The sequence below is a fragment of the Thermoactinomyces sp. DSM 45891 genome (genome assembly GCF_900119485.1).
Taxonomy (GTDB): domain Bacteria; phylum Bacillota; class Bacilli; order Thermoactinomycetales; family Thermoactinomycetaceae; genus Baia.
The window spans coordinates 20,930-39,108 of sequence record NZ_FPJZ01000022.1 but is presented as its reverse complement, the minus strand read 5'-3'; the positions used below and the strand labels follow the sequence as shown (position 1 = coordinate 39,108).

The following is an 18,179-nucleotide window of genomic DNA, read 5'->3' as shown; positions in this document are numbered from 1 at the left end:
TGCCTATCTAAAAAAGTTGAATGCCTTAATTCACGAAAGGGAAAAGTCAGCCAACAAGACAAAGCCCAAGTAATCTATGAATTAAGGCACGACTACCCTGTAAAAGCTCTATTAAAAATCGCTGACATTGCTCGTAGCACCTATTATTACTGGATCAAACAGATGAACAAACCGGATAAATATAAAGAGATAAAAGAAAAAATCGCTTCGATTTTTCATGAGCATAAAGGTCGTTATGGTTATCGCCGTATCACATGGGAATTACGAAACCAAGGATATTCCATAAATCATAAAACCGTATTTCGTCTCATGAAGAAGATAGGATTGAAATGTCTTATACGTATGAAGAAATATCGTTCTTATCGGGGGAAAGTAGGAAAGATCGCTCCTAACATCCTAGCACGCAACTTTCAAGCATCTAAGCCAAATCAGAAGTGGGTTACGGATATAACTGAATTTCACCTGCATGGTGAAAAGCTCTATTTATCTCCTATTCTTGACTTATACAATGGTGAGATTGTTGCTTATCAGGTGGAAAAGCGCCCTGTATATTCTCTTGTTTCCAAGATGCTAGACAAAGCCTTCAGGCAACTAGGAGAGGGCGAAGCTCCCCTCCTTCATTCAGATCAAGGATGGCACTATCAGATGAGGACATATCAGCACGCTTTAAAGCAACAAGGTATTAAACAAAGCATGTCCCGCAAGGGGAATTGCCTCGATAATGCTGTGATAGAGAACTTCTTTGGCTTACTCAAAAGCGAATTGCTTTATCTCCACGAATTTGAGAGTATGGAGCACTTCAAACAAGAATTGGATGTATATATTCACTACTACAATAATAATCGCTTGAAGACAAAACTAAAGGGTATGAGTCCGGTTCAATACCGAAAACATACCCTGCGGGTTGCTTAAATCTTCGTGTCTAACTTTTTGGGTTCACTTCAAACCGAAGAGATAGCTTGTTTCTATATATAGGAGATTTTTCTTACTATGCACTCTCATTCTCTCTTACTATATATTAAATGTCAATAATTATAAAAAATATTATTAAGCTACATAAATACAAATTATTGTAGAATAAACATATACCTGTATAGGGGGAGAGAGAATTTGAAGAGAATTAAATGGTTAGTCGTGTTATCTATTATGTTTACCGTTTTATTGGGGGGAAGGTTTGGATTCTCTGCTAGTGCTGCCTCTAGTAAGTTCCAAGTAGAGATCAACAAATCTACCAACAAACTCTATCTATACAAAGATGGACAAGTTGCAAAGACGTATCCTGTTGCTACTGGACGAACCAAGGATCTCACACCAGAGGGAACATTTCCAATGGTGGTCAAAATTGTTCAGCCTGGTTGGAAAGGCATTCCTGGTGGAGATCCAAAGAATCCACTTGGGAAAAGATGGATCGGATTCAGTGTAAAAGGTGACAATGGCCGTGTTTATGGCATCCATGGAACGAATCAACCTTCATCTATCGGAAAGTATGTATCCAATGGTTGTATTCGTATGAATGAGGCGAATCTACTAGAATTGTATAGCTTAATTCCAGAAGGGACACCTGTGTGGATACATAGCGGCAAATCTACAGCGAAATGGAAAGGCGAATCTTCTGTTACGGTTCAATCTGCTAATGGAAAACTAAAGATCAAAGGAAATAAAGTAAATGTGCGCACAGGCCCATCAACAGGGGCATTTGTGGTAACTCAATTGAATAATGGTACTGTGGTAGATATGATTGGGAAGTCTGGTGATTGGTACCAAGTCAGAATGAGTTCTGGGAAAACAGGCTTCATTCGTAAGGATTTTGTAACCCAGGTGTCGGGGTCGACATCTACAACCTCATCAAATTCAAATGGCTTTTCTAAGGCATCTGGCAGTATAGTAGCAACTGAAAATGTGATTAATGTTCGATCCGAGGCATCTATGACGGCTCAAGTTCGTCAGAAAGTATCCAAGGGGACAAAAATGACTCTCATTGGTGAAAACAAAGAATGGTATCAGATTCAAACAAAAGCTGGTTATGTAGCTTACGTTCACAAAACGGTAGCGAAGAAGTCTTAGGAAAAAGTCTTAGATAGATGGGTAATGACCGACTACTCCGTCAAAGGATAGTCGGTCATTATGTGTTGTTGGGATGCAAGGATTTTAGATTTGAAAATTGCATATTGTTCAATTACAATATTTTTATGTAAAGGACATACCTATGAAGTAAAAAATGAGAAAAGAAGGTGTCTTTGTGAAGTTTTTTTTAGCCACGAATCCGATTGATAAAATTAAGACCTTTATTGACAATGAACTGGTAAATAAGGCATTAACTATCATTCCTACAGTTTCCGCTTTAGCATTTATTGGTTTGTCACTGATGGTCATGTTTTCTCAAGATGAACATCAACGACAGAAATTTCGAACAGGACTCTGGTGGACTGGCGGAGCAACCGTTGTCGCTCTCATGGCGAAAGTCATTGTTGAATGGTTGAAAGCAGGATTCAATTAGGAGGTATCGCCTTAATGGAAGGAAGGAAGAAGTTTAAAATTCCCGACCAAATTGATAAAGGATTTTATTTCATACGCTCGCTTAAATTTAGTCATTTGCTTGTACTTGTCCCCCTTGGGGGGCTTGGTTATTTCATATATCAGCTTTTCCCTGATGGAGATGGATTTTATCAGCAATTTCGGATGATCATATCGTTTTTACCTTTGACTCTTGGGATCGCTGGAACTTTTATGAGGCCAATTAAGTTTCGAAAGAATGTAAATCTATTTCAATTCATTATTTGGGTGATACGATTTCGCCAAAGACAAAAAGTGTTTTACTTCAGAAAGAAGAAGTGGATGGAGAGATGAATATGAGCAAAAAAAAGAAAAATGATATGGAGAAATCCGTCCAAGATCTAGTTCCAGTACGAGGGATCTATAGTGAAATGATCGAGACCACGGACAATCGTTTTGTTAAAGTGCTTTCAGTGACATCGGTTAACATTCAACTGATGTCGTATTCGGAATTGAAAGAAGTTTTTTTCTCATACGAGAGTTTCTTAAAAACGTTGGACAGGCCCATTCAGATTGCGCGTGTTTCGCAACCCATTGACCTAAAAGATTACATTATGGATCTCAAAAAAAGGTTGAAAACCACTGAAAACCCATACAAACGACATATGCTGAAAAGCTTCATCTCATATGCTCAGAAGCAACAAGAGGATAGGGACATGATCCGCCGTAGCCGATATGTGATTATCAGTGAGTCATTTAGTGACGAAAAATCAAAAGACAAGGCAATGCAGATCCTGAAAACAAGGGTTCAAGATCTGAAATTCAAGTTGGAAGAGATGCTTTATCGTCAGAAACTAGAAGTATCGGAACTTACAAATGAAGAGCTGCGCAAGTGTATCCATATGTTCTTTGACTATGAACATGCTCAATTGCATTCTATGTCCGAAGATGATGCAAAGGAATACAGCTACATGATCGGCAAAAGGAATCTCATGGATGCAGCAGAGATGTTAAAGAAAAAAGAAGACTGGGATTGATTAGGAAGGGAGAGAAAGCTAGTGGCTTTTTGGAAATCTAAGAAAAAGGAAAAAGTAAGCCTTGAAAATATGATTGGTGATAACTCAGGTTTTTTAAATATGGTATCACCAGATAGTGTGGAGGAACAACAAAATTATATCCGGCTAGGAGGTAACTATTGTCGCACGCTTGCTGTGGCTCACTTCTCCAGCGATGTAGAAGCTAATTTCTTAGAGCGACTACACAACGTCAATGCAAATGTTTCTGTGATTCATCATATTGAACCGGCTTCGTCTTCGGCTATGGAAAGACACTTGAACCGTTCGATTATAGAAAACCAAAGCAAAAGCTCTGAACCCTATGTGAGACCAGTTGATCGGATCAGGGCGGAAAAAAATGTAGAGAATGCCGAGATCCTTCTTACAAACTTAACTATGGGAAAAACAGAACTGTTTAATGAACATATGTTAATTCACATTCAAGCTAGTAGCCTGGATGAGTTGAATTTAATCACTCATTCACTCAAAACGCAAAATAGTCAGCATTTGAAACTTGTAGAGCCAAACTTTCAAATGATGGAAGCATTCTACAGTGTTTTACCGATTCAATCACATCGGTTAGGAGAGATAACATATCGAAACTTCGATGCTGAGGCACTTTCGTCTCTATTCCCCTTCGATGAGTGCGAGATTTATTCGGAAAGGGGAGTCATCAAGGGAAAAAACCTGAAGACAAATAGCATCGTTATGGTTGATCATGATGAGCTACTTAATCGGAACGAAGTGGTAATCGGGATGGCTGGAGGCGGAAAGTCTACCTATCTGTGGGGCGATATAGTTAGAAGATGGATTCTAGGGACAATCGTTCGTGTGATCTGCCCAAAGGGTGAGTTTGGGGAGAAAGTTCAGCAACTTGGCGGAGAATGGATCAAGCTTTCTCCAACAGGTGAGAGCAAAATTAATCTATTTGAGATTATCTATACAACGATCCCGAAAGATGAAAATGGGAAGGCCCATGAATCTTCTCTTCTTCATCAGAAGATCTCACGTCTAAAGACACTATTTAGCTTAATCTATCGAGATCTGAAGTCTAGCCAGGTTGAAGAGTCACTACTGGAACAGGTATTAGTTAAGTTGTATAAGAACAAGGGGATTACCTGGGATACGGATTTTTCGAAGCTGAAAAGTACAGACTACCCAATTCTCCAAGACTTATATGACCAATTGGGAAAATTGATCGGTGGTAATGAAGAAAGATATAAGCGATTAGATAATCTATACCAGGTGCTGTACCCATATGTGGAGGGTTCTTACTCGAATGTGTTTAATGGTCACACCAATGTGGATTTATCGAATGATCTGATTGTGTTCGATATTTTTGATCTTCGTGACGAAGGGGATCTCCAGCAAGTGGCTATGTTTAATATTTTAACGTTTCTCCAAGACGATGCATTGAAGGACAAAAGCATAAAGCAAATCTTCATTGACGAGGCACATATCCTGGCAGATCCACAAAACCCAATGGCAATGAAATTCTTATCAACCATGTACAAGCTAATCCGAGGATTCCGTGGCGGCTGTACATCAGCTACGCAACAGGTTGGCGATTTCTTATCAGCGGTTGAGGGCAGCAAAAACTATGGTGAGGCTGTCATATCACAGTCGATTTCAAAGCTGTATCTCCCTATGCTTCAGGACGAAATCAACACGATCAAGAGTCGCACATCGGAGAATTTTTCAGAGGAAGAAGAAAGGCTTCTTGTGGTAAGAGATGCAGACCGCACGAAAAATGCGGGCAAAGGGATCTATGTGAGTGGATCCAAAAAAGTTAGTATCCAAATCGAATTGTCTCCAGAAGAACTCCGTATCTGGGATCCAGAAAGATACGAGAAATCATACAGACATAAAATAGCTTTGGTGGAAAGTGATCAGCGATGATTAAGGCTCGTTTGACAGCTGAGCTGATCCGATATGGTATATACCTATCCATTAGCTTGTTGGTTGCTGGTGTATTCATTTTTGGCGGTGCAACCATGCAACAGTCCCAAACAGCCAATGCATCAGCTTGCAGACCTAGTGGTACTATTATCTCTGCTCAAGAGTTAAATCAAAAGCTCCAAGGAAAAGGGGTCTTTGAGGGTAAAGCTGATGCATTCATAGCAGCAGGGCAGCGACATGGGGTTGATCCAGTTTTAGTAGTAGCTATCGCCTTTCATGAGACTGGACAAGGCTCTTCTAAGGCTGTGAAGTCCAGAAACAATCCGGGGGGCCTGATGGGCAAAGGAGGACTTATGTCCTTCTCCTCGTTGGATGAGGGTATCGACAAAATGACCTCAAATCTGTATCGGTTGTACATTAAAGAAGGTCTTACCACACCTGAAACAATCGGGCCTAAGTATGCTCCCATCGGAGCTGCCAATGACCCTACAAGTTTAAACCGACATTGGGTTCCTTCCGTATCAAAATACATTGGGGAATTGGGTGGGTTGTCCTATGCTTGTGAACCCGAAATGGGAGCAGGAGACGTGGGGCCAGCCTCGGCTAGTGGATTCGCTCGCCCGATTGATAAGAAGTATAAGATATCCTCACCATTCGGAAAGATGAGGAACGGTAAGCCCCATCAAGGAACAGATATATCCTGTAACAAGGGGAATCCGCCGATCTACGCATCAAAAGCTGGAACTGTTGTAGTGTCTAGATCTGCTGTTAGTGGTGATGGCTACGGTGGTTATGGGAATGTTGTTGTCCTTGATCACGGTGGAGGGGTCTCCTCACTCTACGGTCATATGTCAGTTCGAAACGTTCAGGTTGGTCAAACTGTTCAACAGGGACAAGTCCTTGGAAAATGCGGAAACACAGGCCATAGCTTTGGAGAACACCTTCATTTTGAGATCCGCTTGGGGACTCCTGTGCAATCCGCTAGGAAAGTAGATGCGGAGAAATATGTGAATCTAAAGTAGGAGAGGTGAACTAGTTGAATAGACAATGGATATATATAGCACTGTTGGCCTTAGCTTTAGTTGCTTCTCTTGGATGGACTATGAAACAGAATTCAAAGATCAGTGGGTTGGAAGAAGAGGTCACCAAAGCAAGGATGCAAGAGAAATCGTTGGATGTTGCTAATGAATTTGTCCGATTACTGATGGATGCTAAAGGGAACGAAGAAAAAATTAAAAAGCTCACTACCTCCCAGGCACAAAATCTCATACAGGGATCTGAATCCGATTCAGATGAACATGGTGAGGAATACGAAGGGGAAGAGGGGGCATTACCAAAGGGTGTGAAAGAGAACTTTGTTATTGATGCTACCTACCTGAAGAAAAAAGCAGAGGACTCCCCACGATATCAGGTGTTAGTGAGATACAAGGTTTCGTACCAGGTGGACAAGAAGGTTATGGGGAACGACTATGAAATGGTAGTAGATATCATTCGAAATGGTGATCAGCTCAAAGTGGATCATTATAAGCTAGAAGCGGTTACTCCTCTCTCGAATGGGGGTGGAGGTAAGTGAAAAAATGGTCAACGATCTACAAATGGCTAAAGATCCCATTGTTTATAATATTTATCCTTGCTCTGACTTTCCCTGTGGTTTCTAATATCGTGTTGGCAGAGCAACCAGCACCTGCAAGTATTGATCCCAAAAATAGCGGTGGTGCTTGGGGAAGCAAGCCTAAGACCGATGAAGAAGTAGCAAAAGAGCAAGCTGAAGAAGAGCAAAAAAAGTTGGAGGGGGGATTTGGAAACTGTAAGCTTGATCCCTCTTGTTATTTCGAGGCTTGGCTATATAAAAGTGCCAAGTGGTTAATGGAGAATGCTCTGGCACTAGTAGGGAAATTTACTGTTCAACCAGCTACGATACTTGAAAATACAACTGTGAAAAAGTATTATGGCTACTTCGAAGATCTCTCATGGACGTTCCTCATCTTGTTTTTGATTTACCAGTGTATACGATTTATTGTGATGTATAACGTGGAGGAGAATCCAGCTGAGTTTAAGTTACTGTTACGAAAATTAATCTTCTCAGCCTTTATGATTGGTTCTCTTCCGACCGTGTTTCGCTGGCTACTTAACTTGAATAACTGGATGGTAGAAGGTCTTGCGGACGGTGGATTAAAGATGGAGCAATTTAGTAAAACGTTCGGTGCAGCAGCTGTAGAAGGAGCGGTTCTAATTATCTGTCTCTTACTGTTAGCAGTGATGATGCTTGTAATCTGCTTCCAAATGTCGATACGTAGCGCAGAACTAATTTTACTTTTGATCTTGGGGCCATTCTGTATCGCCACAAATGTGAATTCTGAATACAATCTGTTCCCTGTTTGGTGGAGACACTTATTAAGTACCGTATTTACTCAGGCTCTTCAAGTTCTCATGATCGTTTTAATGACAACGTTCTTTGTTGAAACGAGAGCGGCGAATCTAGAGAATTTTGTATTTGCCATTGGTTTTGTGTTTCTGATTATCAAAGCTCCTGGATTCCTCAAGGAGTGGATGTATAGTACCGGATCGGGACGTGCAGCTGCTGGAGCTACAATCGGAGCCGCATCTACTGTAATGAGAAGTGTGATTCGAAAAAAAGTGGGTTAGAACTATGAGGTAGCCTTGGGATTTCAAGGCTACCTTTTTACTGTTATTAGAGGGATTCTTCTGTTAGTTGCCGAATTAAATAATTAAAGAATTAAGTATTTAAAGAATGGAGTGTTACTTCATGTGGACAGCCCGAATTTCCCAACAGGGACAAGCCACCATCCCAAAAGAAGTGCGGAAAATCTTAGGTATTAAAGAAGGTGAAATGATCGCATTCACTCAGAACGGTGAAAATCTCATCATTCAGAAAGCAACTGTCGTGCTAGAAACGAACGAAAGTGAATAAATCGGAAGGAATGGGGGAATATAGCTTATAAGCAATAATTTATGTGTCAATTTATCGCTTATAAGTGATATACTATGGATAAGAATATCGAATTCATATTTGTCGAATTTCCAAATGGTAGTCAACCAGCGTTAGAAACCATCATTTCTATCGGTCAGTTAGGTATACAAGGGGATCCTTTTTACTATGACCTGGGTACTTATATCCGAAAAGGATTGTTATCACTTGAAGAGACAGGAATTCCGGAATGGCATCTAGTGAATGACTATCGTCTAGTTGAAATTACCAGTAAGGGGTACAAAGTTACTTTCAATTTGCTCAAGCGATTAGATTATAACTTTCCATTGATCGAATTCCGTATTAACTGGCGATATTCGCCAGCAGATCCAGTTGATCAAGGAGTAGCATTCCGAATGATCTTATTCACACACGAGGAAGAGAGTACCCAATATGTCCTCTTCACAGATGCTGTTATCAAAACCGAACGCTCTTCTAGTGAGTTCAAACAAATTGCTGAGGCTTCCTATCTCATATATCAAGACTTCAAAAAAGATCCATCAAAGTATTTAGGAGGGGAAAAAGTTGAGCAAGAAACCGAAAACGTATAAAGAGTTAACGGAGTTCCTAGACTCGATACCAGGTGTTAAGGAACATGTAGATAGTTTTTCTAAACGGATGGGTAGAAAGATTCTAAAGCGCCGCAATCAACTAGGTCTGACTCAAAAAAAGTTAGCTGACTTGGTTCAAAAAGTCACAGGAAAGCCCATGCATCAATCCACTATCTCTGAAATCGAAGGTGGGTCGGCTGGTACTTCGGCAGATATGTATGATCGGGTACTACGTGTGTTAGGTATGACTGAATTAGAGATCCAATTTAGTGAACGTCTAGATGCACACGATCAAGATATTGAGATCCATACATCATCAATCGGGTTCTGAGCACATGGTTGCAAGTTATGATTAAAGAGAACTTGAAAGATCCTGTGTTTGCTAGAGAGTGGGAGAATGGCGAAAAAGAGTACCAACTACGATATATGGTGCTGGATCGAATCATCAATGGTAGGAAACAATCAGAGTGCGACAGGACGGATCTTGAGCATAATTAACAAATACCTATCTTTGATCGGATAGGTATTTGTTAATTATCAGGATTCACTCTTGTAGAATCCATCAAAAATGATAGAATAGAGACAAATTAAAAGCGACCTGCTGGTCAACAGATCGCTTACGTTCTTGACAGAAGTTGTTGATATCAACTTTCTGTTTGTTCGAAAAACTCACCACTAATATTGTACATGTATTTTGGATATTGGTCAATACAGTCAATCAACATGTAGTAAGAATATTTCGGTGAGTTGAATGTAAGCAATCCTGCCCAGGTCTACTTTTAGGAAAGATTTTTGGTTGTATTTTTTTGTTGAAAAGTTGTTGAAAAGGCTTTCATTTTGATACATCATATATTTATACAAAAAAAGAATTAAGAATGGAAAAAAGTTTCAATAGTGCCAGCTCGCCAAAGTCGACACTATTGAAACTCGAATATAAACCGACCAAACGAGAAAGGTCGTTAACTAATCGATCCTATGGGAAAGGGATCGTTATATACATAATTATCCTATGACTCTATTTTATATACCAATCTAGGTAGAAATCAATAGGGGAAAATTGGCTATTTGTGTAGGAAAAGCGACATCCTTTCTCGGTCGGAACCGAGGGAGAGGCATATTATCATGAGTAACGAAACATGGATCAATGCAAGGAAACGAGATAACACAACAATTCACGATGCATTCTTGCAAGATGCTAACCTTACAGTTCAAGCAAAAGGGCTTTTGTGTGTCATTCTTTCAGTAGATAAGTTTCATGACCCAGAAAAGCCAAAGAAACTGGAATTGAAAAATCTCACAGAACTCTCAGCTAATGGACGAGATGCCCACTTTAACTATGCGAACGAATTAGAACAGCATGGATATTTATGTAGAGTACGAACGATAGTGCCTATCGACAAAGAGCAAGAATCCGGGAAGAAAAAATTCGGGAAGATTTATTATATTTTCAGTGACATAAAGGAAGAGGTACAAGCAGGGTTAGAATCCTTGAAAGAATATCTTCAAGGGAAAGGAATTGAATTTTTCGTTATGACGGATGGGAAGGGGAAAAGGAAGAAGGCTCTACATCCTGAAAATCAGGATATGGTGAAAAATGAGGAAAACAATCCACATCCTGATTTTCAGGATACGGAAAGTCCGGATACGGAAAATCAGGATGAAAGTACTTTAGTACATACTAAAGCTTTTGTACTTAATACTTATGTATGTATGTATGTAGGTGATGTCATCGACAAATTTAAATATTTCTTTCCAGACAAGGCGAGCAAGTATGCAAAGATAACCTTATCAGACCTTTGTAAGGATATGCCTGTGCATCTCGTAGAAGCAGCGATTGAAAGGGCAGTAATAGGGGAAGCCTCCAACCCGATTGCTTATATCAAAAATGTCATTAAAAAGTGGAAGTCAGCAGAAATTCAAACTGTCGAAGCTTTGGATCAATATGAGAAAGAGTTTTATGAAAAAAGAAAGCAAATCTCTTCCGACAAAAAGGGAAGAGATTCAAAACATGGAAGCAAGGGGAATAAACCACCTAAAAGTCAGCTTCCTAAGGCAGTTGCTATGCAATTAGAGAAAGAAAAAAATGGTGGGTTTTCAACCGTGAGTCCCGAAGAGAAGGAACAAAATGAAAAACGTTTAAAAGAAAAGCTTAAAGAAATGGATGAAGCTCTTGCCAAAAGAAACCGTGTTGACATATACGCAATGTAGACTAATGTTTAAAAGACAGAATTTGATCAATAGGAGGACTATCTATGGCGATACAACAAACAGAGAAAGAAACGAATACAATGCAACTAGTGGATATTTCTATTCCCGATATTTTTATGAAGACCATGCCACGACAAGAAAAGATTGAGCAGAAGAAATCATACATTCAGCAATTTGGTAAATTGGACAACCCTATCATTGTTCACCCTGAAACAAAGGAGCTAGTGGATGGTTGGGCTGGCTATTTAGCATTCAAGAAGCTAGGGATCAAACGAATTGAGATAGAGTTAGGAACGAAAAAACGACCAAGAAAGCCAAAACCAACCAAACAAGAGATCGAATTTGCAGTATGGCATGCAGAAGATGGACGATGTGAAAACTGCAAACGTGCAATGGATAAAAGATTGACTCGTACTTGTCGTGTCAATTCATCTGAAAGATATGTAGCAGACAATCTCCACCTACTTTGTGTGGATTGTTGGAAAGGCAGACCAGATCCACTTCATAACATAGCCATTGCAGATAGAGTTTTGGATCAAGTTTCACATCATTTTGAGATGGAGAAAGATGAAACTCAAGAATTACTTCAGGAATTATTAACGGCAAATGGTGTGATATTGAATTGGGAAAATCGAAAAAGAGATTACTGGGTACCAGGTATAGGCACATTTGTGATCATCTTGGGATTCCCTGCTTCTGTAGTTGTGGCAATCAAAAAGATGTACAAAGAACCTCGTGTGAGAATCAAGCCACAAGAGCGGACGAGAGGGCTACCAAAACCTAATATTGTCATTAAAGAAAAGGTTAAAGGAAAACAATTGCAAGGGGCGGACAAGTTGTGAATATATCCATTTTAGGTGGCGGAAATGAAGTGGGAGCCTCTTGCCTACACATCGAACTCAATAACACAAGAATCCTAGTAGATGCTGGTATGAGGATGCATGCAGAAGATGCACTCCCTATGATTGGCCTAATCGAGGAGCACGGAGGAATAGATGCGATCTTTGTTACCCATGCTCATGCCGATCATATTGGTGCGCTTCCACTCGTGCATTCGTTATATCCAAACGCTCCTATCTACACAACAGCACCTACCTATGACTTGATGAAAATTATGCTTACTGACTCGTTTAAGATACTGGAAGCACGTTGTCGTCAAAGTATGACCCTACCACCGTATACAGAACAGCATGTACAACAATTACTAGAGTCGATTCTCGTTTTTCCTCACGGAGAATTACGGATTGGTGAGATTACAATCAAGACTCATCAAGCAGGGCATATTCTAGGGGCTGTAATGCTAGAGATAACAGGTGGAGGAGAGTGTTTGCTTGTTACAGGAGATTTATCCTTTCGGGCAGGGCGCACCATCCCAGGAGCGAAGGTACCGTTTGATTTAAACCCAGATGTAGTGGTCATTGAATCTACTTATGGTAACCGTTCCCACATTGATCGCAATATGGAAGAGAAACGTCTTGCCGATCATGTGGCGGAAGTAATCGCTGGTGGCGGATTCGCCTTGATTCCAGCATTCGCATTAGGGAGAGCGCAAGAAGTCCTAATTATTCTTCAAGACTACATGGAGAAAGGATTGATTCCTACTTTCCCGATCTATACAGATGGTTTAGTTACTGCTATTAGTAAAATCTACCGAGATTATCCGCAATATCTCAAAGGCCCCTTAGCTCATCGAATTAAGTCCAATGGCGATCCATTCTTCGCAGAAGGCAGATGTGTCCCAGTTCGGGATCTAAAGCAAAGAGAGATGATTCTACAAGGGAAACCAGCTTGTATTGTAGCTTCATCCGGTATGTTGATTGGGGGTGCAAGTGTCTGGTATGCGGAGAGACTAATCAACGATCCGAAGAATGCGATTTTTATTACAGGCTATCAGGATGAGGAAGCGCCAGGACGGAAACTGTTAGCCCTGGCAGAAGGCGAGAACCGATCTATCGAACTAAATGGTTCTACTTACCCAGTCCAATGTAGAGTGGACAAGTACGGCTTGTCTGGACATGCTGATTCGCTTGAGCTGACTCGATTCATTGAGAAAACCAATCCTACCCATACATTACTGGTACATGGAGATGATGATGCGAGAAACCAGCTAAGCCATCAGATTGATCATCGGTTTAATCCTACACTAGTTGAGAATGGAACCACGTACACGTTTGAAAAGCGTTCATCTGGAAAAGGGGTAAAGGGAAAACGATATCGAGTGGATCCGGAACTAGTAAGCCTCCAGAGTAAAATAGATCACATCCTGCTAGTGGAAGAAGATCCTGCCAAGCCACCTAGAGCCATATTATGTACACGAGTTCATCCGAAAACCAAAGCTCTATCCGGTTATGTGATTGGGAAAGATCGGAGTATTCAAGTGACTCCTCAGCAGATCCTCGAAACCATTGCCCCATGGAATTTATCCATGAAATCTCTAGAAAAGAAAGTGACCAAGGTGAAGAAGTGTAGTCGTCCCTATCTACAAGGAATGGCATGGCAGGAGTTGAAGGAAGGGATCTATACCATTCAATCCATTTATGAGAGCTTACAGATTGAGGATATGAAATATAAACTGGCTGTAGCCTATGCATTGCTTTCAATTCCAGCAGAAAGTCAGTTTCAGCATTCGGGCGAGAGAGCTTACCGACTATCCCGGCAAACATTAACCAGCTTAGAGAAGCTAGAATTGCCGATCCCTTATATCAAACAAAACCATACTCAAGCATTGGAACGAGTACGTCAGGAATTGGAAGAACATCCTCGATTCTTAAAATGTGGCATTGATCAGATGGGGACTGAAAATGCCAAAGTAATGATCCATTTTGATTTTCCGGATGCAGTTGATGAGAAGGAGCGAGTGGAGATTTCTCAACACTTACTGGAGATAACAGGGTGGGAGATTATCTATTCGAGTTCGATCCGTTCGGGGGAGCTGGCGAATAAACTATCTGCTCTTTTAGAGCAAGCACTTCCTTCACCACCCTCGATTCATCTAGATCAAAAGAGAGTAGTCGTGTCTATTGATCCACCTAGTAATTGGTCTGATATACAAGAGGCATTCCTGAGAGAAACAGGTTTTTCACTCTCCTTGAAGGCATTAAAACGAGCACAGGTGATCTCTCAATCAAATTTCTTCTCACCAGATGGTAAGAAGCCTTTAGAGAACAATAAAGCAATTGAAGTGGCTAAGGAATGGGCACAGAAACACGGAATAAAGATATATAAGACGGGTATTCATCAACAGGGAAGCAATAAAACGATGGAGTTGCACTTTGTGTCCCCTCAAATAGCAGCACGCTATGAGTCTGAGTTAGCGGAATTAGCCTCTGAGGTAGGAATGGAGGTTACTTATAGTCAGAATCCTAAACAGAATGAGATCTTACAGCGATCCAAAGAGTTAATTCCCTGGGGTGTTAGTAAAAATCCATCTATCCACGTAGATCGAGCTGTGGTTACGGTTAAGGTCGAATCTGCGCCTCATCAGGAGGAAGTTAAGGACTTGGATAGTCGATTGTATCAAGAGACAGGCTATCGCTTCGAGATCAAGGTCTGAGGGCTTTAGATAGATTGTATGTGAAGGACATCATCACACCAAAGGATGGTGACAATGGCGAGATTGGAAGTTGAGTGGCGACGAAACATAGACCTTATTCGCTGGTGCTACAAGTATATTAAAGAGTTAGTCACCACAAGACGGCTCCCCGACTGGCAGCTCATCCGCTGTGATCGAAGTTACATTCAAAAGCGTTTGTACTTAGCATTGAAAAAGGAAGGCTACAAAGTGAAAGCAGAGTACGAAACTTGCGGGTATCAAGTGGATCTCGTTATCAAGAAATACAGGATCGCTATTGAAACGGATGGAGCTGCATACCACTCATCTGACTATCAAAAGAAGCTGGATCGGAAGAAAACTGCGGTTTTGCGGAAGCACGGTTGGACAGTAATAAGGTTCACAGGCAAGCAGGTTAACTCCAACGTACATGCATGTGTGGAGCAGATCAACCAAAAGTCGGGGATCCACTTGAAATGGTGGCAGAGGATATAATAGAAAGCACCTCCCATAACTGGAGGTGCAGTTCATTTTGATTTGATTCCACTAGTCTCTTTTGTATGTACAAACGCCAGATTGTCCTTCTTCTCTGACTGTCATCGTATTTCCAGTTTGTTTGATTTCGTAGACCATCGAGATTACACCGAAATCCAATTTGTATTTATCGCTCTCCAATTTTTTGTATGTTCCTGCTGCGGTTTCATCTACTCTACCTGGTAGAAACGAAACGGTATTATCCTTTAGAAATGAATACTTACGAGGGCACCCTGACTGTTTATCTGGCAAGCTCCAACTTCCATCAAGGGATGATCCACGACTACAAGAGATTGCCAAACCGACTATGATCACGATCAATCCAGCTAAAGAGTACGTCAGTATATTTTTGTTTACAAACATATTCCCTTACCATCCTTTCTAACTAGGCATTGTGGTTCGTTATTTTTTCGTCAAAACAAAGGTTAGAATGAGCAAAAAGGAGAAAAGAAAGCCCAGTATCAATAGAGTACCAGTGATTTGAAACAATCTTTTAAGCAATGTTGTTCTTCCGAACAGAGCTGAGATGAGCGATGCGCTTACAAAGACTGCAATAGCAACACTTAGGATTGCGACAATCATTGTAGGTTCTGTTGTGGAGCTTTTATATTTTCCATTTGAATCAGGACTTTTAGTAGTCTCTCTGTTCGCTCTGTGTATTCTTTCATTGCTTGATGAATCATAAAGATATCATCCGGATTTTTCACATGCATATTTCCTAGCTTTATGTCGACTTGTCCTGTTTCCTCATCAAATTCTAACATGACATATTTCTTTTTATTCATAGCTCCACCTCATTATTTTTTGGCATATATAAACTGAATCTTATGATTTTCTAGCTTTAAGGAAGCATTGTAGGTAGTATCCTTCTTTGATGATTTGAAGCCTTTGATCAATCCAGTTTTCTTTCCCTCAAGCAATTTTCTAGCATTTGCCTCAGAGATCTTCTTTCCCGAGAGCTCACCAGGTAAAGTAAATTTGCATCCCTTTTGGTAGCCAGTGCATCCGTAAAAGCTTTTTCGTGCTATTACGCCTTCACCGCAAAGAGGACACTTTCCCACATATAACTTTGCTTCACTTTCCTTTACAGCTGCTGAAACATTCCAACCATCAGAACTCCTTTTTGCTTGTTCCACAATCATCTTCGCTAAGTCCTTGGACTTTTCGATAAAAGGAGCTGCTGACTTTTGTCCCTGTCCTATTTGATAAAGGTATTGTTCCCACTTAGCAGTCATATCGGGTTTTGCAAGCGGAGAGCCTTGAACAGCACTCACAAGGAGCTTCCCCTTTTCAGTCACGGCAACCGTATTTTTGGTGACGATAATGTACTTGCGATCTTTTAAGGTTTGAATCATACCCGATCGTGTTGCTTCCGTCCCAAGTCCCATTCCCCTCATACTGGATAGATCCTCGTCTTCAATATGCTTGCCAGCCGTTTTCATGAGAGTGATCAGATCCCCTTCTGTGTAATGCTTGGGGGGTTTAGTCATCCCCTCTTTGATGAATGGTTCGGCTTTTACTTGTTGGCCTTCATTAAGAGTAGGTAGCTGTTGATTCTCTGGATCTTTTTTCTCTGGTTCATCTTGGAATATATCCTTCCAGCCATTTTCAATGATCTGTCTTCCAGTCGACTTAAATTCATAGGTTTCAATATTGGTTAGGATGGTCGTTTGGTTGTAACGGTGATCTGGACAATGTGCAGCAATCAAGGACTTGGCGATCTCATCATACACCTTCTTTTCATCCGGTGAGAGTTGATCTAATTTGGGGACTTGATTTGTTGGGATGATGGCGTAATGATCACTGACTTTCTTCTCATCCACATATCGTTTATCAGAACCGATGTCCCTCAACTTTGATTCTTTCCCTAACAAATACTGCGATTGTAATGCATGAATGATTTCTGGAAAAGTGGATACCTCGGCTGGTGTAACGTGTTGTGAATCAGAACGTGGATACGAAACATGGCCACGCTCATACAGAGACTGAACTAACTCTAGCACGAGAGCTGGTGCTAGTTTGTGTTTCTTGTTTAGCTTGGATTGTAGCGTTGAGAGACTATGTAATAGTGGTGGCTTGGTAGATTTGGCTTCTGTTTTGACTGTGGCTACCATGCCATTTTTACCCTGAATCTCATGTAAAATAGCTACAGCTTTCTCTTTTTCGAAATAGCGTTCCTGGTGCTTCCCTTTATATTGATGTTGGTTGGTCTCAAAATTAGCTTCAAGTTCCCAATAAGGTTCGGCTTTAAAACGCTCTATATCGGCTTCTCTGCTTCTAATGAGAGAAAGCAAAGGTGTTTGTACTCTACCTGTAGAAAAAACCTCTGAGACCCCCTTCTGTTGCATGAGAAGCGTATAAGCCCGACTACTATTCATTCCTACGATCCAGTCACTTTGAGATCGTGCTAAAGCCTCATGAAATAGCGGTTCCGTTGATTTTCCTGGTCGCAAGTTTTGGAAGGCATTTCGGATGGCTGCCTCTGTCAAACTCGAACACCACAGCCGCTTTATGATTTTTTTAGCAGCTCCCGACATTTGAATGATGATTCTAGCAATATACTCCCCTTCTCGTGCTGGATCTGTCGCTATAATGATTTCATCCGCACTTTGGAGATGTTTTTTTACTTCTGCCAAGTGTTGAGATTTATCCTTAGAGGGTTGATACCGAAATTTCTCTGGAATGATCGGAAGTGCTTCTAGATTCCATTTTTTCCATTCAGCATTGTACTTTTCCGGAGCTGCTAACTCGTAAAGGTGGCCGATGGCCCACACGACAATGGCTCCCTGTGGGAATTGCGTACAAGGTTGTATCTGGATACAAGTCTTCTCTTTCTTGTGTGGAAATGGTGCAGACAACTTTCTTGCTTGGTCTGGTTTTTCTGCAAGAATAACAACCAT

The 18,179-nt window shown here is 40.8% G+C and carries 19 protein-coding genes; 16 read left to right on the top strand and 3 right to left on the bottom strand.

The window, feature by feature from the left end; genetic code table 11:
• The 16 genes from BT147_RS13530 to BT147_RS13455 all read left to right on the top strand — a co-directional run.
• Positions 1–912: IS3 family transposase (locus BT147_RS13530; RefSeq protein WP_083426572.1), on the top strand; the 912-nt coding region annotated here is incomplete at its 5' end.
• Between the two features lie 198 nt (positions 913–1,110).
• Positions 1,111–2,064, top strand: a complete 954-nt coding sequence (locus tag BT147_RS13525) for a L,D-transpeptidase family protein (protein WP_072336454.1) — start codon at positions 1,111–1,113, stop codon at positions 2,062–2,064.
• Positions 2,065–2,239: 175 nt separating this feature from the next.
• Complete coding sequence (locus BT147_RS13520; protein ID WP_072336451.1) at positions 2,240–2,497, top strand: hypothetical protein; 258 nt, start codon at positions 2,240–2,242, stop codon at positions 2,495–2,497.
• 352 nt (positions 2,498–2,849) lie between these two features.
• Positions 2,850–3,530, top strand: coding sequence for a TraC-like domain-containing protein (locus BT147_RS13510; RefSeq protein ID WP_072336445.1), 681 nt, complete (start codon positions 2,850–2,852; stop codon positions 3,528–3,530).
• 21 nt (positions 3,531–3,551) lie between these two features.
• On the top strand, positions 3,552–5,447 hold the full coding sequence (locus BT147_RS13505; protein WP_286119518.1) for a VirB4 family type IV secretion system protein: 1,896 nt from the start codon (positions 3,552–3,554) through the stop codon (positions 5,445–5,447).
• On the top strand, positions 5,444–6,469 hold the full coding sequence (locus BT147_RS13500; protein WP_072336442.1) for a M23 family metallopeptidase: 1,026 nt from the start codon (positions 5,444–5,446) through the stop codon (positions 6,467–6,469). Before BT147_RS13505 ends, BT147_RS13500 begins: the two co-directional genes overlap by 4 nt.
• A 14-nt stretch (positions 6,470–6,483) precedes the next feature.
• Positions 6,484–7,020, top strand: coding sequence for a hypothetical protein (locus tag BT147_RS13495; protein ID WP_072336439.1), 537 nt, complete (start codon positions 6,484–6,486; stop codon positions 7,018–7,020).
• Entirely contained in the window at positions 7,017–8,093 is a 1,077-nt protein-coding gene (locus BT147_RS13490; protein ID WP_072336436.1) for a conjugal transfer protein TrbL family protein, read from the top strand. Before BT147_RS13495 ends, BT147_RS13490 begins: the two co-directional genes overlap by 4 nt.
• Before the next feature lie 121 nt (positions 8,094–8,214).
• Positions 8,215–8,379 carry an AbrB/MazE/SpoVT family DNA-binding domain-containing protein gene (locus BT147_RS13485; RefSeq protein WP_177239841.1) on the top strand — a complete coding sequence of 55 codons (165 nt, stop codon included), beginning with the start codon at positions 8,215–8,217 and terminating at the stop codon, positions 8,377–8,379.
• Positions 8,380–8,453: 74 nt separating this feature from the next.
• A complete protein-coding gene (locus BT147_RS13480; RefSeq protein ID WP_072336433.1) occupies positions 8,454–8,987 on the top strand; it encodes a hypothetical protein in 534 nt (177 codons plus the stop codon).
• Positions 8,962–9,318, top strand: a complete 357-nt coding sequence (locus tag BT147_RS13475; RefSeq protein ID WP_072336430.1) for a helix-turn-helix domain-containing protein — start codon at positions 8,962–8,964, stop codon at positions 9,316–9,318. Before BT147_RS13480 ends, BT147_RS13475 begins: the two co-directional genes overlap by 26 nt.
• Positions 9,319–9,335: 17 nt before the next feature.
• Positions 9,336–9,485, top strand: coding sequence for a hypothetical protein (locus BT147_RS15645; RefSeq protein ID WP_177239839.1), 150 nt, complete (start codon positions 9,336–9,338; stop codon positions 9,483–9,485).
• A gap of 624 nt (positions 9,486–10,109) precedes the next feature.
• A complete protein-coding gene (locus BT147_RS13470; RefSeq protein ID WP_072336425.1) occupies positions 10,110–11,195 on the top strand; it encodes a DnaD domain protein in 1,086 nt (361 codons plus the stop codon).
• A 44-nt stretch (positions 11,196–11,239) separates the two neighbouring features.
• Positions 11,240–12,037 carry a ParB N-terminal domain-containing protein gene (locus BT147_RS13465; protein WP_072336421.1) on the top strand — a complete coding sequence of 266 codons (798 nt, stop codon included), beginning with the start codon at positions 11,240–11,242 and terminating at the stop codon, positions 12,035–12,037.
• Complete coding sequence (locus BT147_RS13460; RefSeq protein ID WP_072336418.1) at positions 12,034–14,748, top strand: MBL fold metallo-hydrolase; 2,715 nt, start codon at positions 12,034–12,036, stop codon at positions 14,746–14,748. The genes BT147_RS13465 and BT147_RS13460 overlap by 4 nt, the downstream gene beginning before the upstream one ends.
• 54 nt (positions 14,749–14,802) lie before the next feature.
• Positions 14,803–15,240: an endonuclease domain-containing protein gene (locus BT147_RS13455; RefSeq protein WP_072336415.1), complete on the top strand. Its 438-nt coding sequence runs from the start codon at positions 14,803–14,805 to the stop codon at positions 15,238–15,240.
• 51 nt (positions 15,241–15,291) lie between these two features.
• On the opposite strand, the gene BT147_RS13450 is transcribed toward BT147_RS13455, so the two are convergent.
• The 3 genes from BT147_RS13450 to BT147_RS13440 all read right to left on the bottom strand — a co-directional run bounded on the left by BT147_RS13450 (position 15,292) and on the right by BT147_RS13440 (position 18,179).
• On the bottom strand, positions 15,292–15,642 hold the full coding sequence (locus BT147_RS13450) for a hypothetical protein (protein WP_072336412.1): 351 nt from the start codon (positions 15,640–15,642) through the stop codon (positions 15,292–15,294).
• A 215-nt stretch (positions 15,643–15,857) separates the two neighbouring features.
• Positions 15,858–16,064: a hypothetical protein gene (locus tag BT147_RS13445; protein ID WP_072336409.1), complete on the bottom strand. Its 207-nt coding sequence runs from the start codon at positions 16,062–16,064 to the stop codon at positions 15,858–15,860.
• Between the two features lie 12 nt (positions 16,065–16,076).
• On the bottom strand, positions 16,077–18,179 hold the full coding sequence (locus BT147_RS13440) for a type IA DNA topoisomerase (protein WP_072336406.1): 2,103 nt from the start codon (positions 18,177–18,179) through the stop codon (positions 16,077–16,079).

Coding starts and splice junctions, on each gene's coding strand:
- BT147_RS13440 (WP_072336406.1), bottom strand. CDS start 18,179: ATGGTTGTTATTCTTGCAGAAAAACCAGACCAAGCAAGAAAGTTGTCT.
- BT147_RS13465 (WP_072336421.1), top strand. CDS start 11,240: ATGGCGATACAACAAACAGAGAAAGAAACGAATACAATGCAACTAGTG.
- BT147_RS13470 (WP_072336425.1), top strand. CDS start 10,110: ATGAGTAACGAAACATGGATCAATGCAAGGAAACGAGATAACACAACA.
- BT147_RS13450 (WP_072336412.1), bottom strand. CDS start 15,642: ATGTTTGTAAACAAAAATATACTGACGTACTCTTTAGCTGGATTGATC.
- BT147_RS13480 (WP_072336433.1), top strand. CDS start 8,454: ATGGATAAGAATATCGAATTCATATTTGTCGAATTTCCAAATGGTAGT.
- BT147_RS15645 (WP_177239839.1), top strand. CDS start 9,336: ATGATTAAAGAGAACTTGAAAGATCCTGTGTTTGCTAGAGAGTGGGAG.
- BT147_RS13500 (WP_072336442.1), top strand. CDS start 5,444: ATGATTAAGGCTCGTTTGACAGCTGAGCTGATCCGATATGGTATATAC.
- BT147_RS13455 (WP_072336415.1), top strand. CDS start 14,803: ATGGCGAGATTGGAAGTTGAGTGGCGACGAAACATAGACCTTATTCGC.
- BT147_RS13510 (WP_072336445.1), top strand. CDS start 2,850: ATGAGCAAAAAAAAGAAAAATGATATGGAGAAATCCGTCCAAGATCTA.
- BT147_RS13485 (WP_177239841.1), top strand. CDS start 8,215: ATGTGGACAGCCCGAATTTCCCAACAGGGACAAGCCACCATCCCAAAA.
- BT147_RS13445 (WP_072336409.1), bottom strand. CDS start 16,064: ATGAATAAAAAGAAATATGTCATGTTAGAATTTGATGAGGAAACAGGA.